This window comes from Symbiobacterium sp. (assembly GCF_040797425.1).
Taxonomy (GTDB): Bacteria; Bacillota; Sulfobacillia; order Symbiobacteriales; family Symbiobacteriaceae; genus Symbiobacterium.
The window spans coordinates 70756-94756 of the sequence record NZ_JBFNEH010000005.1 but is presented as its reverse complement, the minus strand read 5'-3'; the positions used below and the strand labels follow the sequence as shown (position 1 = coordinate 94756).

Annotated in this window: 25 protein-coding genes; 3 read left to right on the top strand and 22 right to left on the bottom strand. The window is 68.0% G+C overall.

The window, feature by feature from the left end; all coding sequences use genetic code 11:
* The first annotated feature begins 41 nt into the window (after positions 1-41).
* Positions 42-827 (top strand): serine hydrolase, encoded by a 786-nt coding sequence (locus AB2385_RS02915; RefSeq protein WP_367653421.1) that lies wholly within the window; start codon positions 42-44, stop codon positions 825-827.
* Between the two features lie 189 nt (positions 828-1016).
* On the opposite strand, the gene AB2385_RS02910 is transcribed toward AB2385_RS02915, so the two are convergent.
* Positions 1017-2366 carry a LysM peptidoglycan-binding domain-containing protein gene (locus AB2385_RS02910; RefSeq protein WP_367653420.1) on the bottom strand — a complete coding sequence of 450 codons (1350 nt, stop codon included), beginning with the start codon at positions 2364-2366 and terminating at the stop codon, positions 1017-1019.
* A 175-nt stretch (positions 2367-2541) separates the two neighbouring features.
* Here AB2385_RS02910 and AB2385_RS02905 point away from each other — a divergent pair, with 175 nt between their 5' ends.
* On the top strand, positions 2542-3051 hold the full coding sequence (locus tag AB2385_RS02905; RefSeq protein WP_367653419.1) for a hypothetical protein: 510 nt from the start codon (positions 2542-2544) through the stop codon (positions 3049-3051).
* A 47-nt stretch (positions 3052-3098) separates the two neighbouring features.
* Here AB2385_RS02905 and AB2385_RS02900 read toward each other — a convergent pair whose 3' ends face one another.
* The 9 genes from AB2385_RS02900 to AB2385_RS02860 all read right to left on the bottom strand — a co-directional run bounded on the left by AB2385_RS02900 (position 3099) and on the right by AB2385_RS02860 (position 13563).
* Positions 3099-4022, bottom strand: a complete 924-nt coding sequence (locus AB2385_RS02900; RefSeq protein WP_367653443.1) for a UbiA-like polyprenyltransferase — start codon at positions 4020-4022, stop codon at positions 3099-3101.
* 105 nt (positions 4023-4127) lie between these two features.
* Positions 4128-5582, bottom strand: a complete 1455-nt coding sequence (locus tag AB2385_RS02895) for a menaquinone biosynthesis decarboxylase (RefSeq protein ID WP_367653418.1) — start codon at positions 5580-5582, stop codon at positions 4128-4130.
* Between the two features lie 372 nt (positions 5583-5954).
* Positions 5955-8711, bottom strand: coding sequence for a DNA translocase FtsK 4TM domain-containing protein (locus AB2385_RS02890; protein ID WP_367653417.1), 2757 nt, complete (start codon positions 8709-8711; stop codon positions 5955-5957).
* A 110-nt stretch (positions 8712-8821) separates the two neighbouring features.
* Positions 8822-9283: a Fur family transcriptional regulator gene (locus tag AB2385_RS02885; RefSeq protein ID WP_367653442.1), complete on the bottom strand. Its 462-nt coding sequence runs from the start codon at positions 9281-9283 to the stop codon at positions 8822-8824.
* Positions 9284-9462: 179 nt separating this feature from the next.
* Positions 9463-9702 carry a YlzJ-like family protein gene (locus AB2385_RS02880; protein WP_367653416.1) on the bottom strand — a complete coding sequence of 80 codons (240 nt, stop codon included), beginning with the start codon at positions 9700-9702 and terminating at the stop codon, positions 9463-9465.
* On the bottom strand, positions 9699-10490 hold the full coding sequence (locus AB2385_RS02875; protein WP_367653415.1) for a ClpP family protease: 792 nt from the start codon (positions 10488-10490) through the stop codon (positions 9699-9701). The genes AB2385_RS02880 and AB2385_RS02875 overlap by 4 nt, the downstream gene beginning before the upstream one ends.
* 29 nt (positions 10491-10519) lie before the next feature.
* On the bottom strand, positions 10520-10729 hold the full coding sequence (locus tag AB2385_RS02870; protein ID WP_367653414.1) for a hypothetical protein: 210 nt from the start codon (positions 10727-10729) through the stop codon (positions 10520-10522).
* A 93-nt stretch (positions 10730-10822) separates the two neighbouring features.
* Positions 10823-12499, bottom strand: coding sequence for a ribonuclease J (locus AB2385_RS02865; protein WP_367653413.1), 1677 nt, complete (start codon positions 12497-12499; stop codon positions 10823-10825).
* 569 nt (positions 12500-13068) lie between these two features.
* On the bottom strand, positions 13069-13563 hold the full coding sequence (locus AB2385_RS02860) for a class I SAM-dependent methyltransferase (protein ID WP_367653412.1): 495 nt from the start codon (positions 13561-13563) through the stop codon (positions 13069-13071).
* A gap of 4 nt (positions 13564-13567) precedes the next feature.
* Here AB2385_RS02860 and AB2385_RS02855 point away from each other — a divergent pair, with 4 nt between their 5' ends.
* Entirely contained in the window at positions 13568-13894 is a 327-nt protein-coding gene (locus AB2385_RS02855; protein ID WP_367653411.1) for a hypothetical protein, read from the top strand.
* A 453-nt stretch (positions 13895-14347) separates the two neighbouring features.
* On the opposite strand, the gene dapA is transcribed toward AB2385_RS02855, so the two are convergent.
* The 12 genes from dapA to AB2385_RS02795 all read right to left on the bottom strand — a co-directional run bounded on the left by dapA (position 14348) and on the right by AB2385_RS02795 (position 23992).
* Positions 14348-15229 carry a 4-hydroxy-tetrahydrodipicolinate synthase gene (gene dapA / locus AB2385_RS02850; RefSeq protein ID WP_367653410.1) on the bottom strand — a complete coding sequence of 294 codons (882 nt, stop codon included), beginning with the start codon at positions 15227-15229 and terminating at the stop codon, positions 14348-14350.
* Positions 15230-15260: 31 nt separating this feature from the next.
* Positions 15261-16481 (bottom strand): aspartate kinase, encoded by a 1221-nt coding sequence (gene dapG / locus AB2385_RS02845; protein ID WP_367653409.1) that lies wholly within the window; start codon positions 16479-16481, stop codon positions 15261-15263.
* A 54-nt stretch (positions 16482-16535) separates the two neighbouring features.
* Positions 16536-17549: an aspartate-semialdehyde dehydrogenase gene (locus tag AB2385_RS02840; RefSeq protein ID WP_367653408.1), complete on the bottom strand. Its 1014-nt coding sequence runs from the start codon at positions 17547-17549 to the stop codon at positions 16536-16538.
* Positions 17550-17610: 61 nt separating this feature from the next.
* Positions 17611-18210, bottom strand: coding sequence for a dipicolinate synthase subunit B (dpaB, locus tag AB2385_RS02835; RefSeq protein ID WP_367653441.1), 600 nt, complete (start codon positions 18208-18210; stop codon positions 17611-17613).
* Positions 18211-18212: 2 nt separating this feature from the next.
* Positions 18213-19109 carry a dipicolinic acid synthetase subunit A gene (dpaA, locus tag AB2385_RS02830; protein ID WP_367653407.1) on the bottom strand — a complete coding sequence of 299 codons (897 nt, stop codon included), beginning with the start codon at positions 19107-19109 and terminating at the stop codon, positions 18213-18215.
* Between the two features lie 97 nt (positions 19110-19206).
* Positions 19207-19968, bottom strand: a complete 762-nt coding sequence (dapB, locus tag AB2385_RS02825; protein WP_367653406.1) for a 4-hydroxy-tetrahydrodipicolinate reductase — start codon at positions 19966-19968, stop codon at positions 19207-19209.
* A gap of 159 nt (positions 19969-20127) precedes the next feature.
* Complete coding sequence (locus tag AB2385_RS02820; RefSeq protein WP_367653405.1) at positions 20128-20598, bottom strand: chemotaxis protein CheX; 471 nt, start codon at positions 20596-20598, stop codon at positions 20128-20130.
* A 50-nt stretch (positions 20599-20648) separates the two neighbouring features.
* Positions 20649-21428 (bottom strand): protein-glutamate O-methyltransferase CheR, encoded by a 780-nt coding sequence (locus AB2385_RS02815; protein WP_367653404.1) that lies wholly within the window; start codon positions 21426-21428, stop codon positions 20649-20651.
* A 3-nt stretch (positions 21429-21431) separates the two neighbouring features.
* Entirely contained in the window at positions 21432-22511 is a 1080-nt protein-coding gene (locus tag AB2385_RS02810; protein WP_367653403.1) for a chemotaxis response regulator protein-glutamate methylesterase, read from the bottom strand.
* A gap of 6 nt (positions 22512-22517) precedes the next feature.
* Complete coding sequence (locus AB2385_RS02805) at positions 22518-22874, bottom strand: response regulator (protein WP_367653402.1); 357 nt, start codon at positions 22872-22874, stop codon at positions 22518-22520.
* 27 nt (positions 22875-22901) lie between these two features.
* Complete coding sequence (locus AB2385_RS02800) at positions 22902-23399, bottom strand: chemotaxis protein CheD (protein ID WP_367653401.1); 498 nt, start codon at positions 23397-23399, stop codon at positions 22902-22904.
* A complete protein-coding gene (locus AB2385_RS02795) occupies positions 23396-23992 on the bottom strand; it encodes a chemotaxis protein CheC (RefSeq protein WP_367653400.1) in 597 nt (198 codons plus the stop codon). Before AB2385_RS02795 ends, AB2385_RS02800 begins: the two co-directional genes overlap by 4 nt.
* Positions 23993-24001 lie beyond the last annotated feature (9 nt).

The following is a 24001-nucleotide window of genomic DNA, read 5'->3' as shown; positions in this document are numbered from 1 at the left end:
GCGTATAATCCCGCAGGCAGCTCGACGGGGGGATGAATCGGATGCCACGGCTCAAGCCCTTCCGACCGGCGGATCTGACGGCAATCCTGGAGCGCACGGTGAGCGGGGTGCCCGGCACCATCGGCGTGGCCGTGACCGACCTGATCACCGGCCGGACGGCCGGCCTCAACCCGACGACCGAGTTCTACGCCGCCAGCACGATCAAGGTGCCGATCGCCATGGCCGTCCTCTGGCTGGTGGACCATGGCCGGCTCACCCTGGACGAGACCATCGCGTACCAGCCGGAGGACTTCCAGGCGGGCACGGGGATCCTCCAGACCACCATCCGGCCCGGCGACCGGATCTCCGTCCGGCGGCTGCTGGAGCTCATGATCACGGTGTCGGACAACATCGCCCGCAACATGCTGGAGCGGTACATCGGCAGCGGCACGATCCGGCAGTACATGCTGGGGCTCGGCGTCGCACCGGCTTACGACCCGCTGGAGACCCCGGTGACGCCCTCCGGCATGAACCAGGTGCTGATCGCGCTGGACTCGGGCCGATCCGGACTCTCCCCTGAGTCCACCCGCATGCTGATCCGCTGGATGGAAGAGGCCGTCTTCCGGCAGCGCATCCCCCGCTACCTGCCCGAGAACGTGGTCGCGGCGACGAAGATCGGCAGCCGCGACGACGAGTTTCACGACATCGGGCTGGTGTACGCGCCCGCCCGGTCGTTTGCCATCTCGGTCTTCACCAAAGGGCTGCCGGAGGCGCAGGCCGAGGAGCTCATCGGCCGCATCGCCGAGGCGGTGTACTGGTACGAGGATTCCCTCACCCGACCGGGGTGAACCGGGCTTGCTCCGGAGGAGCAGAACCCGGGTGGTGCGCCTCGACGCTCCGCCCCGCCCGCACGCGCCCGGTGGCGGTGCGGCCGCCGGCAAGGCTCCTCCTCGCCGCCGCGCTCCGGTGTGCGCCTCACGGGGACGCGCTCCGGGGTGGAGTCTCCACAATCAAGCGCACGGAAAAGGGCTGGCGGTCTACACCGTCAGCCCTGCCAGCATGATGCCGATGGTGCGGCTCCAGATGGGCCAGAACTGCGTGATGGGCAGCGGGTTCGTGCCCCGCCCCACCTCGATGGTGAAGCCGGGGCGCCGCCAGTCCTGGATGAACCAGTCCTTGTACCCGGCCCAGCTCTGCAGGTTGCGCACTGGCCGGTAGCCCGAGATGTCCACGAACAGGTTCGTGATCTGCTCGGACTCCGGCGGCTCTAGCCCCTCGTAGCCCCAGTAGATCTCCTCGCCCTGGGTGTGCCACGCGATGACCAGGCGGAAGTCGTGCGCCCGGGTGAAGTCCGCCATGGCGATGGCCTCGGGCTCGGTGAGGGGGCCGGTTCCGGAGTAGTTCCGGGGGGCCGGGGAGCGCGGGCCCCGCGCCGCCTCCCGCTCCCAGTTGGCGGGGAATTGGTTGTTCAGGTCCACCCCCCGGGCGTTGGCGGCCCAGGTGCGGAAGTTGGTGGAACCGCCGTTGGCCTGAAGCAGCAGGTCGTAGTACGGGTTGGAGCGGTCGACCCCGTGCTGGGAGATCTCCACCCCGTCGGGGTTGACCATGGGCACCACGTAGAGGGACGTCTGCCTCCAGAGGGTGGGCACGTGGAAGTTGCCGATCCGCTCCCCCCGTTGCTGCGCCCGGGCGTAGACCTCGATGAACTTCATCATGAGGACGGCGGTGATCCACTCCTCGCCGTGGAAGGCGCCGTTGTAGTGGACTTCCTTGGGACCGGTGCCCAGCCGGACTACCGGGATGTCCCGGCCCAGCACGCTCTGCCCGATGGAGCCTACCTCGATGAAGGGGTACCGCTGGCGCAGCCGGGCCAGGTCGGCCATCATCTCGTCGTAGCCGTAGTTTTCGCGGGGCACCACGATCTCCTGCTCCTGCCCCTGGTTGGAGACGGGCAGGTTCAGCCGCTGGCCGATGCGCAGCTGGTACGGATTGACGCCCGGGTTCGCCTGCTGCAGCGCCGCCACCGTGGTGCCAAAGTGCTGGGCAATCGCCCACAGCGTGTCGCCGGGCTGCACGATGTACTGCTGTACCGGACGGGCGGGGATGTAGATCACCATTCCCGGCCGGATCAAGGCCGGATTCTCGATCTGGGGGTTGGCCGCCGCCAGGGACTCCACACTGATGCGGTAGCGCTGGGCGATCGCGTAGAAGGTGTCGCCCGGCTGGACGACATACTCGGCGGCCGTCGGCACCGTGAGCCGCTGACCGACGTAGATCAGGTTCGGGTTCTGAAGCTGGGGATTGGCGGCCAGGAGCTGCGGCAGGCCCACGCCGAGCCGGTTGGCGATGGCCCAGAGCGTGTCGCCCGGCCTGACCACGTATGACATCATCAACCCCCTCCCTTTTCAGGCTCGCCCTAGATTTTATGCGCCTCGCCGGCCGTGGGTCCCAACCGTCGGAAAGCGGTTGACATGGTCGCCTTGTCGGTGGTACAAACCAACCCTAAGGGATTACCACGGCGCCGCGACGGAGGCGCGGCGGCCAGAGAAAGGATCTGATCGCATGCGACGCCAGCTGAACGTGGGGGACCTGGCGGCCACCGGCATCCTGACGGCTCTGGCGCTGATGATCCCCATCGTCTTCACGTTCCTGCGGGTGACCATCCCGCCCTTCTTCACGGCCACGCTCATGTCGCACGTGCCCAGCATGCTGGCCATGCTCATGGGCCCCTTCGCCGCCGTCGGGGTGGGCCTGGGCTCGGCCCTGGGGTTTACCGTCTTCGTCGGCCCGGCGATCGGAGCCCGGGCGCTCTCCCACGCCCTGTTCGCCTGGGTGGGCAACTGGGCCTGGAACCGGGGCATGCCGCTCTGGCTCGTGATGCTGATCGCGCTGCCCTTCCACGCCGTGTTCGAGATGGGCGTGGTCTGGGCGCTGGGGGGCAACCTGGAGATGGCGCTGATCACGCTGGTGGGCACGGCCATCCACCACGGCGTGGACGGCGCCTTCGCCCTCGGCCTCGTCGCGGCGCTGCGGCGCAGCGGCGTGCGCTGGTTCGAGCCGGCTGCTGAGTAGGTTCGCTCCCCAAGAACATCGACCCCGCCTGGTTCGGCGGGGTCGTTTCATCTCAGCAGCAGCGCCGTCACGGCGCAGAGCGAGAAGGCCACGCTGAGGTAGCCGTTCACGTTGAAGAAGGCGGCGTCCACCCGGCTCATGTCCTCGGGGGAGATGATGCTGTGCTCGTAGTGCAGCAGCGCCGCCACCAGGGCCCAGGCCGCCAGGTAGAGCCACATGGCCGGCGACCACGCCGCAGGGGGCAGGATCATCGGCTGCGCCCCGGTGAGGTCCAGGGGCAGCAGGCCGATCTCGAGTCCCAGCAGCCCCACCAGCAGCACCACCGCCAGGTGCACGGCCCGGGCGATGCGCAGGGCCGGAGCCAGGCCGAAGCGGGCGGGAATGGAATAGACGCCGTTCACCCGGTCCGCTTCCATGTCCTGCGTTCCGTAGATGATGTCGAAACCAGTGTTCCAGAGCGTGATGATCGCAACCAGGATGAAAATCTCCGGCTCCACGGCGCCGCGCACGGCGATGTACGCGCCGAACGCCCCCCAGGAGACGCTCAGCCCCAGCCACACGTGGCAGAGCCACGTGAACCGCTTCGTGAAGGGGTAGACGGTAAACGTGGCCACCGCCAGCGGGAACAGTTTCAGGGCCAGGGGGTGCAGGTTGGCGGCGGCCAGCAGCAAGGCGGCAAGGGCCACAACGACGTAGCCCCACACCTCCCGCCGGCTCACCAGCCCCGCCGGGATGTGCCGCCCGGCGGTGCGGGGCGTCTTCCGGTCGATCTCGGCGTCGAACAGGCGGTTCATCGCCATCGCCGCGGTGCGGGCGCCGGCCAGGGCGACGGTGATCCAGAAGAGCTGCCGCCCCGTCGGCCAGCCGTCTGCGGCAAGGAAAGCGCCCAGGTAGGCGAAGGGCAGGTTGAGAACGGTGTGCTCAAACTTGACCAGCTCGGCGATGGTCTTCACCCTGCGCAGGACGCTCATCACGTGAGCATCCGCTCCTTCCTGTTGCTGGATCCCGCGCTCGGGCCAGGGCGGAGGTACAACCGGTCTCACGCCCCGAACCCAGGCCGAAACCTTCGCCCGTAGCTAGAAGCCGTACTCCTTCCAGCGGGCCGTCACCCGCTCCTTGATCTCGGGCGACATCTCGATCTCCTCCGGCCACGGTCGGGGGTGGCCCTCCTCCGGCCACTTGCGGGTCGCGTCGATGCCCATCTTGGAGCCAAACCGCCACACGGGCGAGGCGTGGTCCAGGTCGTCCAGCGGGCCCTCGGCGAAGAAGATGTCCCGCTTGGGATCGATGTTGCTCGTCACGTACCAGAAGACCTCGCTGTAGTTGTTCAGGTCAACGTGCTCGTCCACCACCACGATGCACTTGGAGAGCATCATCAGCCCCAGGCCCCACATGCCGTGAACCACCTTGCGGGCCTGGCCCGGGTAGCGCTTCTTGATCTTCACCAGCACGCAGTTATGAAAGGTACCCTCGGGCGGCATGTTGTAGTCGATGACTTCCGGGAGGAAGAGCTGCAGCAGCGGCAGGAAGATGCGCTCGGTCGCCTTGCCGAGGTAGACGTCCTCCTGCGGCGGCTTGCCCACGAGGGTCGCGGGGTAGATGGCGTCCCGCCGGTGGGTGATGGCCGTCACGTGGAAGACGGGATAGGGCTCCACGGGGCTGTAGAAGCCGGTGTGGTCGCCGAAGGGCCCCTCGGGGCGCAGCGGCTCCGCAGTGTCCACGTACCCCTCCAGGATGAAGTCGGCGTGGGCGGGGACTTCCAGGTCGATGGTCTTGCACTTGACCAGCTCCACCGGCTCGCCCCGGAGGAACCCGGCGAACATCAGCTCCGGAATCGCCGGCGGCAGGGGGGCGGAGCCGGAATAGATCGTGGCCGGGTCGCCGCCCAGGGCCACGGCCACGGGCATGCGGGTGCCCCCGTAGGCATCGTAGTGGCGCTGGCCGTCTTTGTGCTTGTGCCAGTGCATGCCCGTGGTGCGCTTGTCGTAGACGTGCAGCCGGTACATGCCGATGTTCCGCCCGCCGGTCTCGGGGTCGCGGGTGATCACGCTGGTGAGGGTGATAAAGGGCCCGCCGTCCTTCGGCCAGGTGGTGAGGATGGGCAACTGGTAGAGGTCCACCTGGTCGCCGGTGAGCACCACCTCCTGGCAGGGGGCGCGGCTCACGATGCGCGGTGCGGTGTTCTTGGCCACGTCCAGCAGCTTCAGCCCCTGCCCCAACTTGTCGAAGAGGCCGCCACCGGGTCCCGGCAGCTTCATGAGCTCGCGGATGCGCTGGCCGATCTCGTCCAGATGGTTCACGCCCAGGGCCAGGCAGATGCGCTCCATGGAGCCGAAAGTGTTGGTGAGCACCGGGAACCGGGAGCCCTCCACGTTCTCAAACAGCAGTGCGGGTCCCCCGCCTGGCATCTTGGAGACCCGGTCGGTGATCTCAGCAATCTCGAGATAGGGGCTGACGGGCGCCTTGATGCGCTTCAGCCAACCGCGCTGTTCGCACGCGGCGATGAACTCGTGCAGGTCGCGAAAGGCCAAGTCGCGTCCACTCCTTGCAACGCTTGCATGAATCCCGCGGCAAATCAGCTTTAGTGTAGCCCTGTCGGAGGGTTACGGCAACGGCCCGGGAGCAAGTCGTCCGAAGGCGGACAACGGTTGGCAGGAAGAGCGGCTGGGGCCTCTCGGGTACGGTTGGGACAAGTTGCCGACGTACTCGTGCACCGTCGCTGGCACGAGTGCCTCGGGTGAGTTCGCTGAGCGGCCCCCCTTCCCTCCCGCCAGGCCAGCACCCATGCTCTCGCACCTGGCGCGCATCACCCACAGGAGGGCCGCACCCCCCTGCCCCGGCACCGCGAAACAGCGCCGGCGGGCCTCTTCAGGCTGCCGGCGCAGGTCCTGTGCAGATGTCTCCTACTCCTCCCGGGTCGAAGCGACCTCGCCGCCTGCCCCGCTGTCGCCGAAGATCTCCTGCCACTGGGCCATCGTGAGCAGCACTTCCCGGGGCTTCGAGCCCTGGTGCGGGCCGATGAATCCCCGCTCCTCCATCATGTCGATGAGCCGCGCCGCCTTGGTGTAATTACACCTGAGCCGCCGCTGCAGGAGCGACACCGAGGCCTGGCCGTGCTCGACCACGATGCGGCAGGCGAGGGGGAAGGCCTCGTCGAGGGCCGAGGTGTGCTCGCCCTCGCCGTTGCCGGACCCGTGCCCGCGCCGCCCGGTCACCTCCACCTCTACCTGCTGGGCGGTGAAGACCGGCTGCGCCTGGGCCTTGACGAACTTCACGATCTGATCGATCTCCCGCTCGTGGATGAAGGCGCCCTGCACCCGCACCGCCTTGGAGTGGCCGGCAGGGTGGTAGAGCATGTCGCCCCGGCCCAGCAGACGCTCCGCACCGGCGTAGTCCAGGATCACCCGGGAGTCCACCTGGGAGGAGACCGCAAAGGCGATGCGGGACGGAATGTTGGCCTTGATCAGGCCCGTGATCACGTCGACCCGCGGCGACTGGGTGGCGATGACCAGGTGCATGCCGCAGGCCCGGGCCATCTGCGCCAGCCGGCAGATGGCGTCTTCCACATCCACCGGGGCCACCATCATCAGGTCTGCCAGCTCGTCGACGAAGATCACCACGTAGGGAAGTGGCTGGCGGGGGTGTTCCGGGTCGGGCCCGGGGTCATCGCGGCAGAGCTGGTTATACTGGGTGATATTCCGCACGCCCACGGAGGCGAAGAGCTCGTAGCGGCTCTCCATCTCCTTCACGGCGCCCTTCAGGTAGCCCGCAGCCTGCTTCACGTCGGTGATGACCGGCGCCATGAGGTGCGGGATCCCGTTATAGATTGAGAGCTCGACCATCTTCGGGTCGATCATCATCATCTTGACCTCATCTGGCCGCGCCCGGAAGAGCAGCGAACAGATGATGGTGTTCATGCATACGGACTTGCCGGAACCCGTGGAGCCGGCGATGAGGAGGTGCGGCATCTTGGCCAGGTCGCCCACCACGGGGTTGCCGGCCTGGTCCTTGCCGATGGCCACCGTGAGCTTGGAGGTGGCGTTCACCCAGAGCGGCGTCTCCATCACCTCGCGCAGGTGCACCGCAAGCCGCTCCTTGTTCGGAACCTCGATGCCCACCGCCGCCTTGCCGGGAATCGGCGCCTCGATCCGGATGTCCTCGGCAGCCAGGGCCAGCGCCAGGTCGTCGGCCAGTTGCGTGAACTTGTTGACCCGCACCCCCGGGCCGGGCTGCAGCTCATAGCGGGTGACGGCCGGGCCGGGGCTGATCGCGATCACCCGGGCCTCGACCCCGAAGGTCCGCAGCGTGTGCTCGAGGAGCTGCGCCCGGGCCAGGTGGTCCTGGTGGCTCTGCTGCCCTTTCTGCTGCGGCTTGGGAAGCAGCGATAGCGGCGGCAGCTGGTACGCCGTCCCCAGCTTTGCGGGGTCGATGGCCAGTTGCCCCTTCTCACCCTGCACAACGGGAACCGGCCCGGCTTCCTCCCCTCGCGGGGCGGACGTGCCGCCGGGCGTGCCGGCAGCACCCGAAGCGCCGACCGCCACGTGCTCGGCGGTCCCCGCACCTGCGGCGGCGGGACGCGGACCGCCGGCCCCACGAGCGCCGCGAGTCCCCCCGCCCTCGGCGCTGCGCCCGCCCGGGACAGCGACCTCAGAGCCAGCCTGCGCCCCCGGCGCGTCGGCTGCGGTGCGCACAGAAGCGGCCACCGGGACTCCGGTTGCAGCGTAGGCTCCTTCCGCGGCTGGTCCCCCGCCGGCAGCAAGGGGTGATGTACCCGCAGGAACGCCGTCGGCACCTGCCAGTCCCGCCCCGGCGCCTCCCGGTGCAGCTTGCCCGCTGACCGCCTGCCACTCGGAGCCCGGCTGGCGGATGATCGGCACATGCGGCTCCTCGGCCCCCGCACCGGTCGCCGCCGTCCGCCCGGCCGCGGCCTCCTTCCGGCGCAGGTCTCCGATCGTGTTCAGCTCCTCGCTGGCGGCCATGCGTTTGCGGCCGGACCGTTCGCCACCGGCCGAGGCGCCTTCGCCCTCCTCGCCCGGCTGCCGCCTCACCAGCTCCACGAAGTCGTCCGCCATATCCCTGGCGCCGCGGGCGCCGGCCAGGAAGCGGGACTTCAACCACTCGAGCACGCCTCCCAGCGAGACCCCCGTGGAGAGCACCAGGCCGATCAGAGCTGCAGTGGCGGCGAAGACCCAGCGGCCGGCCTCCCCGAACACTCGCGTCAGCGGAACGGCAAGGGCGTAGCCGACCAGCCCGCCACCCAGGCCTCGCTTGGCGTTCTCCAGGGAGCCGCCCAGCAGACCGCCTTCGTCCACGTGTCCCTGGGTGACCAACTGCACGATCAACTCAAAGGCGAGGAAGACCAACAGCAGCCCCCAGCCCTGGCGTTTCCAGTGGAAGGGACGCCGGTGGAAGCGCAGGTAGATGAGGTAGAGCCCAAACCAGACCACGAGGACGGAGAGCAGCCAGGCCCCCAGCTCGCCCACGAGGGCCAGGAGCCCGCGGCTCAGCAGGTTGCCCAGGAGGCCGCCGCCCTTGCCCGCCAGCGAGAGCAGGAACCAGGCGCCGATCGCGGTGATCAGGAGGCCCCGGACCTCCTGATGGAGTCCGGCCCCCTCGCCTCCAGCCCTGTTTGACTTACCGGCCGACCGACGCTGCGCCACTGCAGAACCCCCTGAATCTCCAAAGGTTGGATGCCATGCCTACATTATACCACAAGCGAAAAGGCCGGTGCGCTCCGCCGCACCGGCCCCTTCCCCGGTCTATGTTCCGTTCAGGCCTGGGTCTGGGATTGGCTGGCTTCCTTTTCCTTCGCCTGGCACTCCGCGCAGATCCCGAAGAACTTGGCCACGTGGTCGTCGATGCGGAAGCCCGTCTTCCGCTCGATCGCGGCCTCCAGGGCCCCGAGCAGGTCGTCCTCGAACTCCGTGATCTTGCCGCAGCGCTGGCAGACCAGGTGATGGTGATGATGGTTGTCCTCGTCCCGCACCTCGTACCGAGCGCGTCCGTCGCCGAAGTCCAGTTTCTTCAGGACTTCGATCTCCTCCAGCAGATCCAGGGTGCGGTAGACCGTGGCGATGCCGTTGTTCGGGTGGGTCTCCCTCAGCATGGAGTAGACGTCGTCGGCCGAGAGGTGACGCCCCCGGTTCATCAGGAAGATCGCGATGATCGCCCAGCGCTGGGGCGTCAGCTTGTGGCCCCGCTCCAGCAGCCGGGTGTAGATGTCCTTCAGCATCAGAGCCACGGCCCTCACCTCTCTCCTTACCGAAGCAGTCCTTAATGGTTTCGGGTGCGAGCGCGCCGTTTCCTTCCTTCTGACCTCCCGCACCCCCGCTATCTATCCTAATCGAGAATGATTCTAATTACAACCCCCAGCCGTGAAAGAGACCAGGCCCGCGGGCCTGGTCTGCAGCGTCAGCCGTTCCTGCCCAGCCGAACCCGGGCCCCGGGCTGGAACCGGGCGTCCAGGTAGTCCTCTGCGCGGCCGGAGATCAGCCGGACGACGGTGCCGTGCCCGTCGCCTCCCGGTGTCACCTGCAGCAGCCGCCCGTCCACGACCACCTCCCGCACCGCCGCGGGGGGCTGGACGAGCCCTTCCAGCACCAGTTCCAGCGGCAGTGCCGACCAGAGCACGCCAGGACCGCAGTCCGTCACTGTACCACCCCCGGCCGGGCCTGCTTGCGCTCGGCGATCAGCTGCCTCAGCTTCCGCACGGCATCGGAGAGGCCGCCCACCTCATCGATCAGGCCTTCCTTGACGGCGTCCGGCCCCACGACGATGGTGCCCACGTCCCGGGCCAGTTCCCCGGTGCGGAACATCAGCTCCCGGAAGCGCTGCTCGCTGCAATTGGAGTTGGCCACCACGAAGCGGATCACCCGGTCCTGCATCTTGTCAAGGTAGTCGTACGTCTGCGGCACGCCGATGACCAGCCCCGTCAGGCGGATCGGGTGAATGGTCATCGTGGCCGTGGTGGCGATGAAGGAGTACGTGGTGCTCACGGCGATGGGCACGCCGATGGAGTGGCCGCCGCCCAGCACCAGCGACACGGAGGGCTTGGACAGGCTGGCGATCATCTCGGCGATGGCCAGCCCGGCCTCCACGTCGCCGCCCACCGTGTTGAGCACCAGCAACAGCCCCTCGATCTCCGGGCTCTGCTCCACGGCGACCAGCTGCGGGATGATGTGCTCGTACTTGGTGGTCTTGTTCTGCGGCGGCAGTGTGAGGTGCCCCTCCACCTGGCCGATGATGGTCAGCAGGTGGATGTTGGGCGACACCACCGGCACCTGGGTAGTGCCGAGGGCCTCCAGGTTCTCGAGGGCGGGATTCTTCGGCGCCAACGGGGGAGCGGTCGGCAGCGGCGGTTTGTCCGGCACGGCGGGGTCTGGCCCCGGGACCATGCCGGGAATCGGCGTGCCCGTCGGCTCCTCGTTTCTGAACAGCATCGGTCACACTCCCGGACAGAGAGACTCGGCTACCAGATGGTACCGGTGGACCGGGCCACGTCCTTCAGGTCGCGGATCACGGTGCCCAACTCGACGCCCTTGTGCCGGGCAAGGTCGCGCAGGCGGAAGCCGGAGGCCGTGCGGATCCCTTCCTCCCCGAAGTGCTTGGCCAGCACGCTGCGCGCCTGCGGCATCTGGGCCATGATTTCCGAGGGGGTGAACTCGCGGAGGTTCGGCATCCTGAGCAACCCTCCCGTGCAAGCAGAGTGGGGCGAGGAAGAGCCCTCGCCCCATTAGCGTGCCCGTTTTTCGTTGACCCAATCGGCCGCCGCCTAGACCTCCACGATGATGGGCAGGATCATCGGCCGGCGGTGCGTCCGCTCGTACAGGTACCGGGAGAGCACGTCGCGGATGGAACTCTTCAGCACGGCCCACTCCGGCACGTTGCGGTCCATCTGCTCGGCCAGGGTACGGCGCACCCGCTCCTTCGCCTCCTCCAGGAGCCCTTCCGACTCCCGCACGTAGACGAAGCCGCGGCTCACCATGTCGGGCCCGCCCACGATGATCCCGGTCTCGCGGTCGACGGCGACGACCACGACCAGGATGCCCTCCTGGGCAAGCTGCCTGCGATCACGCAGCACGATGTTGCCGACGTCGCCCACGCCCAGCCCGTCGACCAGTACCTGGCCGGACGTGACCTTGCCCACAATCTGCGCCGAGTTGCGGGTGAACTCGAAGATCGTGCCGTTCTCGCCAATAAGAATGTTCTCGGGCGGCACGCCGCACGCCTCGGCCGTCTGCTTGTGCTTGAGCAGCATCCGGTACTCGCCGTGGATCGGCACGAAGAACTTCGGCCGGGTGAGGTTGATCATCAGCTTCTGCTCTTCCTGACTGGCGTGTCCGGAGACGTGCACGCCGGCACTCCGGTCGTAGATGACCTCGGCCCCGCGCCGGTAGAGATTGTTCACCGTCCGGGCCACGGACTTCTCGTTGCCAGGAATGGCAGTGGCGGCGAAGAGCACCGTATCGCCAGGGATAATCTCGACCGCCTTGTGGTCGTTCACCGACATGCGGCTGAGAGCGCTCATGGGCTCGCCCTGCGACCCGGTGGTCAGGATCACCTGGCTCTGCAGCGGCAGCCGGCGCAGCTCCTCGACGGGGAGGATCGTCCCGTCGGGTACGTGCAGATAACCCAGTTCCAGGGCGATTTTCACCGTGTTCTCCATGGACCGGCCGACGACGGCCACCTTCTTGCCCAGTTCGGCGGCGATGGAGATGGCCTGCTGAATCCGGTGGACGTTCGACGCGAAGGTGGCCATGAGGATGCGCCCCCTGGCGTCTCGGAAGACCCGCTCCAGGTTGGGGCGCACCGACCGCTCCGACGGCGTGTAGCCTGGCCGCTCGGCGTTGGTGGAGTCGGCCAACAGGGCGAGAACGCCCTTCTTCCCCAGTTCGGTCAGCCGCTGGTAGTCGGTGAACTCGCCGTCGATGGGCGTCTGGTCGAACTTGAAGTCGCCGGTGTGCAGGATCGTGCCGACCGGGGTGGTCACGGCGATCGCGCAGGAGTCGGGGATGGAGTGGTTCACCCGGATGAACTCGCAGGTAAACGGCCCCAGCTTCACCTGGTCGCCTGCCCTGACGGCCTGAGACCCCGGCGGCAGCGGCACCCCCGCTTCCTCCAGCTTGCCCTCGATCAGGCCCAGCGTCAGCCGGGTGGCGTAGACCGGGACGGGAAGGTTCCGCAGCAGATACGAGACGGCGCCGATGTGGTCCTCGTGGCCGTGGGTGATCAGCAGCGCCCGCACCTTCTCCCGGTTCTCCAGGAGGTAGGTGAAATCCGGGATCACGATGTCAATCCCCAGCATCTCCTCGTCGGGAAAGGAGAGGCCGGCGTCGATCACGATGATGTCGTCGCCATACTGAACCGCCATGCTGTTCTTGCCGATCTCGCCAAGCCCCCCCAGGGGGATGACGTGCAACTTGTTTGTTTTCTCGCGGTGACGCGCCAAACGAATGCGTTCCTCCTTTTGAAGGGCTCCCACGGGCGCCCTATTATGTAATGATCGCACAGCAAAACAAACCCCCATTGCATGAGGCGCCGTCCTCATGCACACGCGCATCGCGGTATGGGGGATCAGGAGAAGAGCAACCGCTGCGGGTTGAGGCGACTGTCGCCGCAACGCACCACCCGCCGTTCCGGTGCGAGGGGCCGTCCAGCCGCCGTTCTCTTCTCCCGGTTCGCCGTTCAACAGACCTTCCTTAGGATTATACCCAATAGCCTACGCGCTTACAAGCAACGGTGCCGGAAATAGCTAACGAGCCGACCGCGCCCCTGCGAAGCGGTCGACCCGTTCTTCCGGCCGTTATTGCAGTTCATTCAGGCCCGTGGGTACGCGCATGCAGATCTTTGTATCCACGCGCACTTCGGGCTGTGCTCCCGTTTCCGTCGCGCCTTCACGGCTACACTCGCCTCCGCCCGGGCCCGCGACGGCCCGGGACTTCCCGTACACGCTCCCTCCGGCCTGGCTCAGCGCGTGCCGGATTCAGCTCACTCCGGTCCTCGGTGCCGCACCTGGCGTCACCGCCCGCCTTGCGGCTTCTGTCCCACCAGGATCGCCTTGTGCAGTATGAACCCGTCTGCCGTGATGCGGAAGCGCTCCCGCGCGGCCGCCGGCGCCCCGGCCAGCACCGTGCGGACCTGGTCGGCCACCGCCGGGGGGGTGTTGGCCCGCGCCAGCCAGTCCTCCCGGTCGACCCAGCTGGTGAACCGGTGGGCCACCGTGAAGTGCAGGCCCGCTTCCTCCACGAACCCCTTCCACTCGGACAGCCGGTACGCCCGGTGATGGCTGGGATCCCGCAGCTTCTCAACCTCGTTGATGAACCGGTCCAGGTCCGGCTCTTCCGGGGCCACGTTGTCCACCACCACCAGCCTGCCGCCCGGCCTCAGCACCCGGGCCGCCTCCCGGCAGAAGCGGTCCACCGCGGGGAAGTGGTGCGCCGCGATGCGGCAGGTGACCACGTCGAAGGATCCATCCGCGAACGGCAGTGCCTCGGCATCCGCCACGGCAAACATCGCGTTGGGCACTCCCCGCCGCGAAGCCTGCTCCCGCCTGGTCGTGCTCGTCGGTCTGCTGCTCCTTCTCTGGTCCTCGTGGCTGAGTGCGGAGGCAGCGCAAGAGCGGGCGGTGGCAGCGTTCACCTCAGCGTGGAGCGGCGTCGACGACGGCTGCGGGTTCAACTGCACGGGCTGCGGCGCGGTCTCTGCCCGGCGCACCCTGCTCGGCTGGCAGGTGGACGTCGAATACGCCTGCGGACTGCTGCCTGCAGACGTGCCCGAATACCACCGGCGGGCCACGCTGTTCGTCTCCGTGCTTGGAACCGTGCACGGACTGGGCGCCCGTTGACCACCGGTGGCCGGCCTGTGGGTCGGGTCCCCGAACTCGATGTGTACCCCCTGCTTCTGCACGTGCAGAAGTGTTGCGGCGGTATGACGTCCGATAAGTTTTCTTATGTTGACTATGGTTGGTGATGGTTATGTGGATAGTTAGATCCTTATCTTCTTATATCTTTATACGGCTTGTACCGAGCAGTCCAACTCCATGCGTCCCGCAACACTGTCAGCCCAAGTCTGGATGACGGTTCGCACGTTCCACCGTGCCGGGCGAGGTTCGGCGTCCACGGCAGCCTCCCGCCCCTCACTCAGCGCCAACGCCCGCGCCCCGTCAACCGTCTCCTCAGTGCCCACCGGCCGCCTTACGTTCACCTTGACCCACGCGGGAGCGGCCGCGGCCCCAACGGCCGCGGCCTCTCCCTCACAACCCACAACTCACAGCCAACCGCCCACACTCCACCGCCAGCTACAGCACATCCGCCTCCGCCAGCGCCTCGCGCAGGGCCTCGCGCTGCGCCTCGGTGGCGTCCACCAGCGGCAGCCGCACCGGCCCCACCGGGAAGCCCGTCATCTCCAGGGCGGCCTTCACCAGAATCGGGTTGGTCACCGCAAACAGCCCCTTGAACACCGGCAGCAGCCGGCGGTGCCAGGCGGCCGCCCGGGCGGTGTCGCCGTCCAGGAAGGCCCGAATCATCTCCTGCATCTGCGGGCCCACCACGTGGCTGGCCACGCTGATGATCCCGTACGCCCCCACGGTCAGGTAGGGCAGCAGGTTGGCGTCTTCGCCCGACCAGACCCGGAAGCCCTCGGGCGCCCCCCGGAGGATCTCCCCCAGCTGGCCCACGTCGGCGCACTCCTTGATGCCCACGATGTTGGGCACGTCCCGGGCCAGCCGCACCGTCGTCTCCGGCAGCATGTTCACCGACGTGCGGGAGGGCACGTTGTACGGGATGCACGGCAGGTCTACCGCTTCCGCTACCGCCCGGAAGTGCCGGTAGAGTCCCTCCTGGGGCGGCTTGTTGTAGTAGGGCGTGACCAGCAGCAGCCCGTGCACTCCGGTGCGCGCCGCCTCCCGCGAGAAGCGAATGGTCTCCGCCGTGTTGTTCGACCCGGTCCCGGCGATGACAGGTACCCGGTCTCCCACGGCGTCCACCACCGTCTGGAACAGACGCAGCTTCTCCTCGTGCGACAGCGTGGGCGACTCGCCGGTGGTGCCGGCGACCACCAGACCCTCGGAACCTGCCGCCACCAGATGTTTCGCCAGCTCCTCCGCCCGCTTGAAGTCCACTGCTCCGTCTCGGCTCATCGGGGTCACCATGGCGGTCAGGAGCCGTCCAAAGGTCGACACGGGGATCCCTCCTCAATCAAGATGGATCAGATCAGGGCCTGCCCAGCTCGAAGGCGTCGTGCAGCGCCTGCACGGCCCGCTGCACGTCGGCGGCCGGGATCAGGCAGGAGATGGTGACGTGCGAGTCCGCCGTTTGCCATATGGGTACTTCTGCGGCGTAGAGCGCCTCCGCCACCGTGGCCATCACCCCGGGGCGGCCCCGCATGCCGGAGCCGACCACCGTCACCTTGGCGCAGCCGTGGCGGACCTGGATGTCCACAAGGCCCAGCTCGGTGAGGATGATCTCGGCCTGGGCCGCGCGCTGCTCCGGAATGGAGAAGGCGCTCTGCTCCGGTGAGACGCTGATCAGGTCCACCGAGATGCCGGCGTTGGCCAGGCGGCGGAAGAGCCGGGGCGTCGCCCAGTCGCGCCCGGTCTTCACCACCACCTGGGCGAGGCCCACCACGTGGGTGACCGCCGTGACCAGGCGGTCGGAGAACGGCTCGCTGAACATCACGCCGGCCTCGGCGCTGTACGTGATCAGTGTGCCCGGCCCGTCGCTGAAGGTGGAGCGCACCCGAATGGGTACCCGGTGCTGCATGGCGATCTCCACCGCCCGGGGGTGCACCACCTTGGCCCCGTAGTGCGCCATCTGGGCGATCTCGTCATAGGTCGTCACGGTGAGGGTGCGGGCCTCCGCCACCAGCCGCGGGTCGGCGGTCTTGACGCCGTCCACGTCGGTGTAGATCTCCACCACCTCGGCCCTGAGAGCCCCGCCCAGCGCCGCGGCCGTGGTGTCGGAGCCGCCCCGGCCCAGGGTGGTCACCTCGCCGGCGGCGTTCACGCCCTGGAAACCGGCCACCACGGCCACCAGCCCCTCCCTGAGGCGGGAAAGTACCGGGGCCGGGTCCACCTTCAGGATCTGCGCGGAGCCGTAGTGGTCATCAGTCTGGATACCGGCCTGGCCACCGGTGAGGGCCACGGCGGGGATGCCCGCAGCGGTGAGGGTGGCGGCCATGACCACGCTGGAGATGATCTCCCCGCAGGAGAGCAGCAGGTCCATCTCACGGGGATGCAGATCGGTCGTAGCCGCGTGGGCCAGCTGGATCAGCGTGTCGGTGGCGTACGGGTCGCCCTCGCGCCCCATGGCGGAGACCACGACCACCACGCTGTAACCGTCCTGCAAGGCCTGCCGCACGCGGCGCATGACCGCCTCGCGCCCCTCCGCCGTGGCGACGGAGGTGCCCCCAAACTTCTGAACGATAATCCGCATGCCGAGCCGGCGTCCCTCCTCTCAGGTGTCGGGCCAACCCGGCACGGGCGCAGCCTAGACCAGCTGCATTTCCAGGAGCTTCTCTGCGATCTGTACGGCATTCGTGGCGGCGCCCTTGCGCAGGTTGTCGCTCACGATCCAGAGCCAGAGCCCCTTCTCGTTGGTCAGGTCCTCCCGGATGCGGCCGACCAGCGTGTCGTCGGTGCCCGCTGCGTCGAGGGCGGTGGGGAAGACGAACTGGTGCGGGTCGTCGATCACCCGGACGCCCGGGAAGCGGCTGAGGGCCTCCCGCGCCTCGGCCGGGGTCACCTTCCGCTCGAACTCCACGAGCACCGACTCCGAGTGGCCGACGAAGACCGGCACCCGGGTGCACGTCATGGTCACCTGCAGGTCCGGAATGCCCATGATCTTGCGGGTCTCAGCCGAGAGCTTCAGCTCCTCGGTCGTGTACAGGTTGTCGGTAAAGGTCTCGGCGTAAGGCAGCACGTTGAAGGCGATCTGCCGCTTGTAGACGCTATGCGGCAGCTCGAAAGCCTGCCCCTCCGCCCAGGCACGGGTCTGCGCTTCCAGCTCCTCGATGGCCTCCTTGCCGGTGCCCGAGACCGCCTGCATGGTGGTGACGATCACCCGCGTGATGCGGGCCAGGTCGTGCAGCGGCTTCAGGGCCATCACCAGGCCGATGGTGGTGCAGTTGGGGCTGGCGATGATCCCCTTGTGCTTGCGCAGATCCTCGGGGTTCACCTCGGGCACCACCAGGGGCACCTCGGGGTCCATGCGCCAGGTGGAGGACTTGTCAATGACGACCGCCCCCGCCTGGACGGCTGCCGGGGCCAGCTGCCGCGAGAGCGAACCGGTGGCGGCGAAGAAGACCAGGTCCATGCCGGCGAAGGCCGCCGGGGTGGCCTCCTCAACGGTGACGGGCTCGCCCCGGAAGGTGACGGTGGTGCCGGCACTGCGGCTGCTGGCCAGCGGGAGCAGCCGCCCCACGGGGAAGTTGCGGGCCTCCAGCAGGGCGAGGAGTTCGTGGCCGACGGCGCCGGTGGCGCCCACAACGGCGACGTTCTTCATAACGAATCCATCCTTTCCGTCGTAATCCTGCGCCCTTCCGCCGGCGGCCCGCCCGGGTCGCCTACCCGTGCTTCGGTCCGAGCAGCAGGGGCTGCACCTGCCTGCCCTCCATCGCAGCGAGAATGGTGGGAATCAGGTAGTCCTCGATGTCCGCATCGATGGAAGTGGGCTTGCCGAACGGATCGTCCTGGCGGAACGGCACGAAATAGATGTTCCTGGCCACCAGGAGGGTACCAAGGTTGCGGGCGTTCATGCCCAGGCCGTCGTTGGTGGTCACGGCCAGCACGACAGGCCGGTGGTTGCGCATCTGGGCCTTGGCGGCCATGCAGACCGGCGTGTCGTTGATGGCGTTGGCGAGCTTCGCCATGGTGTTGCCCGTGCAGGGCATGATCACGAGGCAGTCGAGTTTCACCTTCGGCCCGAAGGGCTCCACCTCGGGGATGGTCATCAGGGGCAGGCGGCCCGTGATCTGCTCAATCTGCGTGATCCAGTCGTCAGGCTTCCCAAATCGGGTCTCGGTGGTCCGCACGTTTGCCGAGATGATCGGGATGATTTCCGCGCCCTCGTCCCGCAGCCGCCGGAGCTGGGCCATCGCCCGGCCCAGGTTGCAGTGGGAGGCCGAGAGTGCGACGCCGATGCGCTTGCCGGCCAGTTCTCCCATGCTCACCGCTCCCCCTCCATGGCATCGGTCCGTCGGAGGTGGCGAACGACGAGTTCGGCGATGATGCGGCCGGCCGTGACCGGGGCGACGATCCCCGGCAGCCCCGGCGCCAGCCGGGCCGTGAGCCTCAGCTCCCGCGCGGCCTCGAAGTCGGTGCCTCCGGGGGCCGAGGCCACGTCGACGATCACCGCGTGGCCCGGAGCCCTGGCCAGGACCTCCCGCGTGAGGACCGGCGCCGGCACGGTGTTGAAGATGATGTCCGCCTCCGCCACGGCCTGCGGCAGGGCGGCCCACTCCACGGGGCGGTAGCCGGCGGCCCAGATGCGGGCCTGGTCCAGTTCGCTGCGGGCAGCGACGGAGACCTCCGCGTTCAGCCCCTTCAGCAGCATGGCGATGGCCTTGCCGGTGCGGCCGAAACCGATCACCAGCGAGCGGCTGCCGAAGATGGTGAACGGGGTGGACTCCATCGCCATCTGGATGGCCCCCTCGGCCGAGGGGATCGAGTTCCACGTCGCGAAGTGGTCGGCCTCCCGGTACTCGATCAGCGGCAGCCCGGCCTCCTCGCAGATCCGGTTCAGGTACGGGTTGCTCAGGCCCACGAAGACCGGGGCGCCGCGGGCGCAGCGACGCAGGCCATCCAGATCGACCACGCAGGGTGGAACGCCGTCGGCGGTGTAGACCGTTCCGTCGGGGCTGACCCCCTGGACCGGCAGGATGACGGCCTGCGCTCCCGTGAGGGCCTCGGCCCCCGAAGAGCAGACCTCCACGCCGGCGAAGCGGTCTTCCCACTCCAGGCCAGCCACCCGGACCCGGGCGCCGGCCCTGAGCAGGAAGTGCACCGCCTCGGCCATGCGCCGGTCCCCGCCGATCACGGCGATTTGCTTGCCGTACACGCTCATCCACCTAGTCCTCCAATCCTACCGAACCTCACCCCATTCTATGGGTAGGCTTGGGGCAGGGTGCGGAGCGGGGGACCGGGGCGGCGTGCGGGGCGGATCAGCCGGAGAAGGCGACCTCCTCCAGGTCGAAGGCCACCCGCTTCTCCTGCAGCACCCAGCGGCAGGTCATCAGGACGCCGGGGACGTAAGCCTCGCGGGTCGGCGCGTCGTGCCGGATGGTCAGGGTCTGGCCCGGTCCGCCGAAGATCACCTCCTGGTGCGCCACGAGGCCCGGCAGGCGCACGCTGTGCACCGGCACCTCCGGGGCGGCCAGATCCCCCCGGCCCCGCTCCAGGCGGGCCTTGGTGCGCAGTGCCGTGCCCGACGGGGCGTCGAGCTTGGTCTTGTGGTGCATCTCGATGATCTCCACGTCGGGGAAGAAGCGCCTGGCCTCTTCGGCGAACCGCATCAGCAGCATCATCCCCACGGCGTAATTGGCGATGAAGGCGCCGCCCAGCCCGCGTTTTCGACAGGCCTCCGCCCACGCCTCAACCTCGCCGGGCGCAAACCCGGTGGTGCCCACCACCGGTGCGATGCCGGCGGCGATGGCGGCCGGGATGGTGCGGCGTGCGGCGGCGGCCGCCGTGAAGTCCACCAGCACGTCCGCCTGGGCGCCGGTTGCGCGGAACTCCTCCAGCGAGCCGTGGATCAGCGGGCCTGGGCGCCCGCCGAGGTTCACCAGTTCGGCCAGGTTCCGGCCGACCCCCTCCCGCGCGAGGGCACCGGCGAGGACGAAGCCCGGCTCCTGCGCCACGGCGCGGGCGATGACCTGCCCGACCTTGCCGGTGGCCCCTGCGAGCACGACACGAATGGGCTGCAAACTCCATCACCTCTTCAGTCAAGTGCGACACATGGGTATCGAAAAACGGCTGGCAAGCAAGCCCGCCTGGGCTTGATCGCCAGCCGTTCCCATGGCTGCGGCATCTGCCGGGCTGGACAGCGGTGATTGGTATTAGACTACCGCTGCCACCCGGCCCTGTCAATAAACCTCCCGCAATGCCACATGGACGGTGATCGACCCCAGGCTGGTCTCCAGGGGGATCACCAGTCGTTTTATGGACAACGTAGAGATCGACGTCCCCTTGCCGACGACGACCGAGGGCGGCGCGATCTTGCACGGGTAGCCGGCAGCCTCCAGCTCGCCGGACGCGAGGCCGGTGATGACGTTGCCCAGCTCGGCCACGGCCGACTCGCACATCGCGTCGAACACGGGGACCTCCTCCCCCGTCATGGCGGCCACGAGGTTGCGCCCCGTCTGCTCGGTCATGCCGTAGAGCACGAGGCCCTGGACGCGGCCCACCACGCCGATGAGAACCGTCACCTCATCGGACTCCAGCGGCGAATCCTCGATGTACACCTCACCCTTGGTGACCTGGGTACCGGTCTCGGTCTGCAGCACCTGACTGGCAGACACGAGGAAGGGGTTGACAAACTCCGCCTTTACTAACATGGTTGGACGTTCCTTCCCTTCTATATCCAGGCCTGATCGCCTCGGCCCTCTTACTTCACCGCCCGGTAGAAGAAGGGCGAGACGCTCGCGTAGCCAAGTTCTCTTGCTTTCAACAGGCTCTCCGTGCCGCCGACAAAGAGGATGCCACCGGGTTTCAGGGCCGCATGGAACCTGCGGTAGAGCTGATCCTTGGCCTCCTCGGTGAAGTAGATGACCACATTCCGGCAGAGGATCAGATCGAGGTCAGTCGGGAACGGGTCGGAGAGCAGGTTGTGCTGCTCAAACCGCACGCGGGCTTTCAGACGGTCGGTGAGGAGGAAGTTCGGCCCCTCCTGGGTGAAGTACCGGGCCCGCCGGGCGGGGGAGACGTTTCGGAGGTCCCGCTCCTGGTAGATGCCCGCCCGGGCAGCCTTCAGGATCTCGCCGTCCAGGTCGGTGGCCAGGATCTGGTGGCGCCCGGCGGGGTCGATCTCGTCCAGCAGCATGGCCACCGAGTAGGGCTCCGAGCCGTTGCTGCAGCCCGCGCTCCATATGCGCAGCGTGCGATTTCGCTTCAACAACTCCGGCAGAATTACCTTCTGCAGTTCTTCAAATTTGTCCGGGTTCCGCAGCCATTCGGAGACGTTGATGGTGAGGAAGTCGCGAAACTCCTTCACCCGCTCCGGGCAGCTGGAAAGCAGGCGGGCGTACGCAGCGAGGTCACTCACCCCCGCCCGGCGCATGATCGTCTGCAGCCGGCGCTCCATCTGCGTGCCCTTGTAGGAATCCAGGTCGATCCCGGTGAGGTCCAGCACCGTCCGCTGGAACAGCCGGTAGCCCGGCAAGTTCATGGCCTAACCCTCTCCCACCGCGCGCGTGATGGCCTCGGCGATCGCGTGTACTGGCAGGACCTCGTTGGCGGCCCCCATTTCCACCACGACCTTCGGCATGCCGTACACCACGCAGGTGGAGGCGTCCTCTGCGATGGTCCAGCCCCCTGCCCGCTTCAGGCTCAGCATGCCCTTGGCCCCGTCAAAGCCCATCCCGGTCAGGATGACCCCCACCAGCCTGCTCCCCCACAGCGGGATCACCGACTCGAAGGTGACGTCGACCGCCGGGCGCACGCCGTGCATGGGTGGCCGCTGGTCCAGCTGGATGCGGCCCTCGGCGTCCACCGTCATGTGGTACCCGCCGGGCGCCACCAGGACCTGCGCGGGCCGCACGCGGTCGCCGGCCTGCGCCTCCTTCACCGCGATGGGCGACAGTTGGTCGAGCCGCTCGGCCAGCGAGCGGGTGAAGCCGGGGGGCATGTGCTGCACCACCAGCACCCCTGCGGGCAGGTCGGCCGGCAGGCGCGGGATGATCTGGTGCAGGGCCCCCGGTCCCCCGGTGGAGCAGCCGATGACCACCAGCCGCCGCGGCGGCCGTCCCGCCTCGGCAGCCTGCCGCCGCAGGACGGCCCACTGCTGCTCCTGCGTCCGCACGGGCGCTGCGGCAGCCACGGGCCGCAGGCGGGGCGTGGCTCCGGCGGCGGCCTTCACCTTGGCCACCAGCTCGTCCCGGGCGACGTGCATGTTCAAGGAGATGGAGCCTGACGGCTTGGCCACGAAGTCGACCGCACCCAGGGCCAGCGCCCGGATGGTCGCTTCGGCCCCCTCCATGGTCTGGCTCGAGACCATCACCACCGGCGTCGGCCGCCGCGCCATGATCTGCCGCAACGTGCCGTAGCCGTCCAGGACGGGCATCTCGATGTCCAGCGTCACCACATCGGGCTGCAGCTGGAAGGTCTTCTCCACGCCCTCCTTGCCGTCGCGCGCGGTGCCAACCACCGTGATCTGCGGGTCTGACTGCAGCAGGTCGGTCAGCACCTTGCGCATGAAGGCGGAGTCATCCACCACCAGGACGCGGATCGGTTGCTGTACTCGACTGCGCATGGCCGTCTAGCCGACGAACTTCCTGACGGTGGCCAGGATCTTCTCCGGCTCGAAGGGCTTGACGACAAAGTCCTTGGCGCCTGCTTTGATCGCTTCAATGACCATCGTCTGCTGCCCCAGCGCCGAGACCATGACCACCTTCGCTTCCGGATCGATGTTCTTGATCTCCCGCGTGGCGGTGATCCCGTCCATCACCGGCATCGTGATGTCCATGAGCACCAGGTCGGGCCGGTAGTTCTGGTACATCGCGATGGCCTCCTGGCCGTTCTCTGCCTCCGCGACCTCGAAGCCATGTTCCGTCAGCAGCTTCGAGCAGCGCATCCGCATGAAGGCAGCGTCGTCGACCAACAGAATCTTGGGCATTCGGTTCCCCCCTGCGTGTAATGGGACCTACAGTTCACGTTCTCCGCGGCCCACGGTGGTCACCAGGAGCCGCCCGGTGGCGATGTACAGGTGTAAGGTCCTTCCGTAGGTCCCGCCCATGTCCTCGGCAACCAGGTGTAGTCCGTGTCTTGCCAGAGCCATTCGCACCGCCTCGGCGTTGCGGGCCCCGATGTCCAGCTTCGGGTTCACTCCCGCCAGGCTGAGCATGCGGGCGCCGCCCGCCGCTCGTGCGATCAGGCGCGACCGCGAGGCACCAGCCTTGACGATCGCTTCCAACGCCGCCTCAACTCCGGTATCGGCGTACTTGCCCGGTGGTGCGTCCCGCCCCCTGGCCATGCTGCTGTCGGGCAGGACCACGTGCACCATGGCCCCGATGCGGGCCACCGGGTCGTACAGGGCAACCCCGACACACGAGCCCAGTCCGTAGCAGACCAGGACCTGTTCCGGCCTGCTGGCCACCCGCACTTCCCCGAGGCCGACAACTTCTGTCTCGACAATCGTCATCGCATCGCCTCTAGCGCTGCGACCAGTCGGGCCATCGACCGATTGTCGGGCATCAGCAGGAAATGCCCGGGCAGCGCACCGTTGAAGGAAGTAGATATCACGAGCGCCTCTTCATCCGTAATGGAGAGCTGCACGACCACCGCATCCAGGATTGCGCCCGCCATGTCCTCCATCACCACCGGCGGCGAGGGTTTCACCTTCAGGCCGGTCCGGTCGGCGAGGGCGTTCATGAAGGCCGAGCCGCAGACGTTGCCCACCTCCGCCAGGGCTGACCGTGCGATCTCATCGAGCTCCCGGCAGGTTCCGGGCGGCTGGCCGAGCAGCAAGTCGACCAGCCCGCGGGCGTTCTCGGGCCGGAAGAGCAGCACCACGTGGCCCTGCAGTTCGCCGGTGATGGCCAGGTAGACGCCCACGACCACCGCTGCGGGACCGCCGGCCAAGGCCGGAAGGTTCTCCAGCCGTACGAAGGAGAGCTGCGGCGCCAGCAGCTGGATCTCTCCCGTGGTCATCTGGGAGAGCGACCGGGAACTACCGGCCAGCGCTTGGGTGACGATCCGCTCGAGCGAACCCCACTGGCTGGGCTGCAGTTCCATAGGGCACCG

Coding starts and splice junctions, on each gene's coding strand:
- AB2385_RS02915 (WP_367653421.1), top strand. CDS start 42: ATGCCACGGCTCAAGCCCTTCCGACCGGCGGATCTGACGGCAATCCTG.
- AB2385_RS02910 (WP_367653420.1), bottom strand. CDS start 2,366: ATGTCATACGTGGTCAGGCCGGGCGACACGCTCTGGGCCATCGCCAAC.
- AB2385_RS02905 (WP_367653419.1), top strand. CDS start 2,542: ATGCGACGCCAGCTGAACGTGGGGGACCTGGCGGCCACCGGCATCCTG.
- AB2385_RS02900 (WP_367653443.1), bottom strand. CDS start 4,022: ATGAGCGTCCTGCGCAGGGTGAAGACCATCGCCGAGCTGGTCAAGTTT.
- AB2385_RS02885 (WP_367653442.1), bottom strand. CDS start 9,283: ATGCTGAAGGACATCTACACCCGGCTGCTGGAGCGGGGCCACAAGCTG.
- AB2385_RS02875 (WP_367653415.1), bottom strand. CDS start 10,490: ATGCTGTTCAGAAACGAGGAGCCGACGGGCACGCCGATTCCCGGCATG.
- AB2385_RS02870 (WP_367653414.1), bottom strand. CDS start 10,729: ATGCCGAACCTCCGCGAGTTCACCCCCTCGGAAATCATGGCCCAGATG.
- AB2385_RS02860 (WP_367653412.1), bottom strand. CDS start 13,563: ATGTTTGCCGTGGCGGATGCCGAGGCACTGCCGTTCGCGGATGGATCC.
- dapG (WP_367653409.1), bottom strand. CDS start 16,481: ATGCGGATTATCGTTCAGAAGTTTGGGGGCACCTCCGTCGCCACGGCG.
- AB2385_RS02840 (WP_367653408.1), bottom strand. CDS start 17,549: ATGAAGAACGTCGCCGTTGTGGGCGCCACCGGCGCCGTCGGCCACGAA.
- dpaB (WP_367653441.1), bottom strand. CDS start 18,210: ATGGGAGAACTGGCCGGCAAGCGCATCGGCGTCGCACTCTCGGCCTCC.
- dpaA (WP_367653407.1), bottom strand. CDS start 19,109: ATGAGCGTGTACGGCAAGCAAATCGCCGTGATCGGCGGGGACCGGCGC.
- AB2385_RS02820 (WP_367653405.1), bottom strand. CDS start 20,598: ATGTTAGTAAAGGCGGAGTTTGTCAACCCCTTCCTCGTGTCTGCCAGT.
- AB2385_RS02815 (WP_367653404.1), bottom strand. CDS start 21,428: ATGAACTTGCCGGGCTACCGGCTGTTCCAGCGGACGGTGCTGGACCTC.
- AB2385_RS02810 (WP_367653403.1), bottom strand. CDS start 22,511: ATGCGCAGTCGAGTACAGCAACCGATCCGCGTCCTGGTGGTGGATGAC.
- AB2385_RS02805 (WP_367653402.1), bottom strand. CDS start 22,874: ATGCCCAAGATTCTGTTGGTCGACGACGCTGCCTTCATGCGGATGCGC.
- AB2385_RS02800 (WP_367653401.1), bottom strand. CDS start 23,399: ATGACGATTGTCGAGACAGAAGTTGTCGGCCTCGGGGAAGTGCGGGTG.
- AB2385_RS02795 (WP_367653400.1), bottom strand. CDS start 23,992: ATGGAACTGCAGCCCAGCCAGTGGGGTTCGCTCGAGCGGATCGTCACC.